The sequence below is a fragment of the Thiobacillus sp. 65-1402 genome, from assembly GCF_001897685.1.
Lineage (GTDB): Bacteria > Pseudomonadota > Gammaproteobacteria > Burkholderiales > Thiobacillaceae > Thiobacillus.
This window is the reverse complement of sequence record NZ_MKUG01000220.1, coordinates 1-3,276: the sequence shown is the minus strand read 5'-3', so window position 1 is coordinate 3,276 and position 3,276 is coordinate 1. Positions and strand designations below refer to the sequence as shown.

The 3,276-nt window shown below is 66.5% G+C and carries 3 protein-coding genes; 2 read left to right on the top strand and 1 reads right to left on the bottom strand.

The window, feature by feature from the left end; genetic code table 11:
• Positions 1-1,075 (bottom strand): chorismate synthase (gene aroC, locus BGO62_RS16180; protein WP_296644510.1); only part of this gene is annotated, 1,075 nt, incomplete at its 3' end.
• 154 nt (positions 1,076-1,229) lie between these two features.
• Between aroC and tal the strand changes: the two genes are divergently transcribed.
• On the top strand, positions 1,230-2,309 hold the full coding sequence (gene tal, locus BGO62_RS16175) for a transaldolase (protein WP_296644506.1): 1,080 nt from the start codon (positions 1,230-1,232) through the stop codon (positions 2,307-2,309).
• A gap of 104 nt (positions 2,310-2,413) precedes the next feature.
• The coding region (locus BGO62_RS16170; protein ID WP_296644503.1) for an alcohol dehydrogenase catalytic domain-containing protein at positions 2,414-3,276 on the top strand (863 nt) is incomplete at its 3' end.

Below are 3,276 nucleotides of genomic sequence, written 5' to 3'. Positions count from 1 at the left end.
GGGTGCCGCTCGCGACGTCGCCGCACTGCGCGCGGTGGCGCAGCGCGTGGTCCATCAGCACGATCGCCATCAGCGCCTCGGCGATGGGGGTGGCGCGGATGCCGACGCAGGGATCGTGGCGGCCGTGGGTGACGACCTCGATCGGCTGGCCGTTGAGGTCGATCGAACGGCCGGGCAGGCGCATCGACGAGGTGGGCTTGATCGCGACGTGAGCGACGATAGCCTGGCCCGACGAGATGCCGCCGAGCACGCCGCCGGCATGGTTGCTCAAAAAGCCTTCCGGCGCGATCTCGTCGCGGTGCTCGGTGCCCTTCTGCCGCGCCGCCAGCATGCCGTCACCGATTTCCACGCCCTTGACGGCGTTCAGCCCCATCAGCGCATGGGCGAGGTCGGCGTCGAGCTTGTCGTACAGCGGCTCGCCCCAGCCGGGCGGCACGTTCTCCGCCACCACGCTGATCCTGGCGCCGACCGAATCGCCCGACTTCCTGAGCGCGTCCATGTAGGCTTCAAGTTCGGGCACGATGGCCGCATTGGGCGAGAAGAAGGCGTTGTTGCCGATTTCGTCCCACGACTCGAAGGGAATGTCGATCGGCCCCAGTGCGCTCATGTAGCCGCGGATCACGATGCCGTATTTTTCGGCCAGCCACTTCTTGGCGATGGCGCCGGCGCCGACGATGGGCGCGGTAAGTCGTGCGGAGGAACGGCCGCCGCCGCGCGGGTCGCGGAAGCCGTATTTCTGCGTATAGGTGTAGTCGGCGTGGCCGGGGCGGAAGGTGTCGGCGATGTTGCCGTAGTCCTTGCTGCGCTGGTCCTCGTTGCGGATCAGCAGCGCGATCGGCGTGCCGGTGGTCCTGCCCTCGTAGACGCCGGAGAGGATCTCCGCCGTATCGGATTCGCGGCGCTGGGTGACGTGGCGCGAGGTGCCGGGCTTGCGCCGGTCGAGGTCGTGCTGGATGTCGGCCTCGGCGAGCGCCATGCCAGGCGGGCAGCCGTCGACCACGCAGCCGATGGCAGGGCCGTGCGATTCGCCGAACACGGTGACACAGAACAGTTTGCCGAGTGTGCTGCCAGACATGGAAATAACCGCGGAAAGAACCGAAACAATGCGCCGAAGTCTAGCACAGGCGCGGCTTCGCACGCCGTCCACCGCATCCCGCCGGGCTCGCCGCGGCAAGACCGATGCGTTTTTAACCGCTATCCTGAACATCTCACGGAACGAGGACGCCCCAATGAATGCCACGCAGCACCTCACCACCCTCGGCCAGAGCCTCTGGCTGGACAATCTCTCGCGCAGCCTGATCCGCGACGGCACGCTGGCGAGGCTGATCACCGAGGACGGCGTGTCGGGCGTGACCTCGAATCCGGCGATTTTCCAGAATGCGCTCGCCACCAGCCCGTATTACGCCGACGACCTGGCACGGCTGAAAGCCGGCGAATCCGATGCCGAGCGGCGTTACGAAGCGCTGGTCATCCCCGACATCCGGGCGGCCTGCGATCTGCTGTTGCCGGTATTCACGCGCAGCGGCGGCAACGACGGCTATGTCAGCCTGGAAGTCGCGCCGCGCTGGGCGTACGATGCCGCGCGCACGGTGGCGGAGGCCCAGCGCCTGTCCGCCGCGGTGGACCGCAGCAACCTGCTGATCAAGGTGCCGGGCACGCCGGAAGGCATCGACGCGTTCGAGACGCTGACCCGGCTCGGCATCAACGTCAACGTGACGCTGCTGTTTTCGCTTGCCCAGACCGAGGCGGCGTTCGACGCCTACCTGCGCGGCCTTGCCGCACGCGTGCAGGCAGGGGCCGGCGTGCGCCGCAGCAAGGCGGTGGCGAGCCTGTTCCTGTCGCGCGTCGACACCCTGGTCGACGCGCGCCTCGATTCGATCGGCACGCAAGAGGCGCTGCCGCTGCGCGGCAAGGCGGCGATCGCCACGGCCAAGCTCGCCTATCAAAGCTATCTGAAGACATTTCGCGGCGAGACTTTCGCCGCCCTGGCGCAGCAGGGCGCAATGCCGCAAACCCTGCTGTGGGCAAGCACCGGCGTGAAAAATCCGAACTACCACGCCCTGCTGTATGTCGAACCGCTGATCGGCCGGGAAACCATCAACACGCTGCCCGACAAGACGCTCGCCGCGCTGCGCGAGCACGGCAAACCGGCGCTGCGGGTGGAGGACGGCATTGCCGAGGCGGCAGCGCAGTGGGTGGATCTGGCGCGGCTGGGCATCGACATGGACACGGTCGGCAACACCTTGCAGGACGAAGGCGTCAAACTGTTCGAAGCCGCGTACCAGAAACTGCTGCTGCAGACCGGATGAGCGGTGCCCCTGTCCCTGCCGTGCCTGCCTTGTTGATGCTCCGGAAGTTCGGCATCATCGATCCGCCAAGAATCGCACCATCTTTAAATTAAAGGAGCCTGTCCATGAAAGCCCGTGCCGCCGTAGCCTGGGAGCCCAAAAAACCGCTGTCGATCGAGGAAGTGGACGTCGAAGGTCCGCGCGAGGGCGAAGTATTGCTGAAGGTTGTTGCCAGCGGTGTCTGCCATACCGACGCCTTCACGCTGTCGGGCGACGACCCGGAGGGCGCCTTCCCCTGCATCCTCGGCCACGAAGGCGGCTGCATCGTGATGGAGTGCGGACCCGGAGTGAAAACGCTGAAGCCCGGCGACCACGTCATCCCGCTCTACATTCCCGAGTGCGGACACTGCGAATACTGCGCCTCGCCCAAGACCAACCTGTGCCAGTCGATCGCGTCCACCGTGTGGACCGGCTACATGCCCGACGGCACCCGGCGTTTCTCGAAGAACGGCAAGCCGATTTTCCACTACATGGGCTGCTCGACCTTTGCCGAATACACCGTGGTGCCGGAGATCGCGCTCGCCAAGATCAATCCCGCCGCGCCGCTTGAAAAGGTCTGTCTGCTCGGCTGCGGCGTCACCACCGGCATCGGCGCGGTGCTGAACACCGCCAAGGTCGAGCCCGGCTCGACCGTCGCCGTGTTCGGCCTCGGCGGCATCGGCCTGTCCTGCATCCAGGGCGCGGTGATGGCCGGGGCCGGGCGCATCCTCGCCATCGACCTCAATCCCGACAAGTTCGAAATGGCAAAAGCGCTCGGCGCCACCGACTTCATCAACCCGCGCGACGTCAACGGCTCGGTCTCCGAGGCCATCCGCGACCTGACCCAGGGCGGCGTCGATTACTCGTTCGAGTGCATCGGCAACGTCAACGTCATGCGCGACGCGCTCGAATGCACCCACATGGGCTGGGGCGTCTCCACCGTGATCGG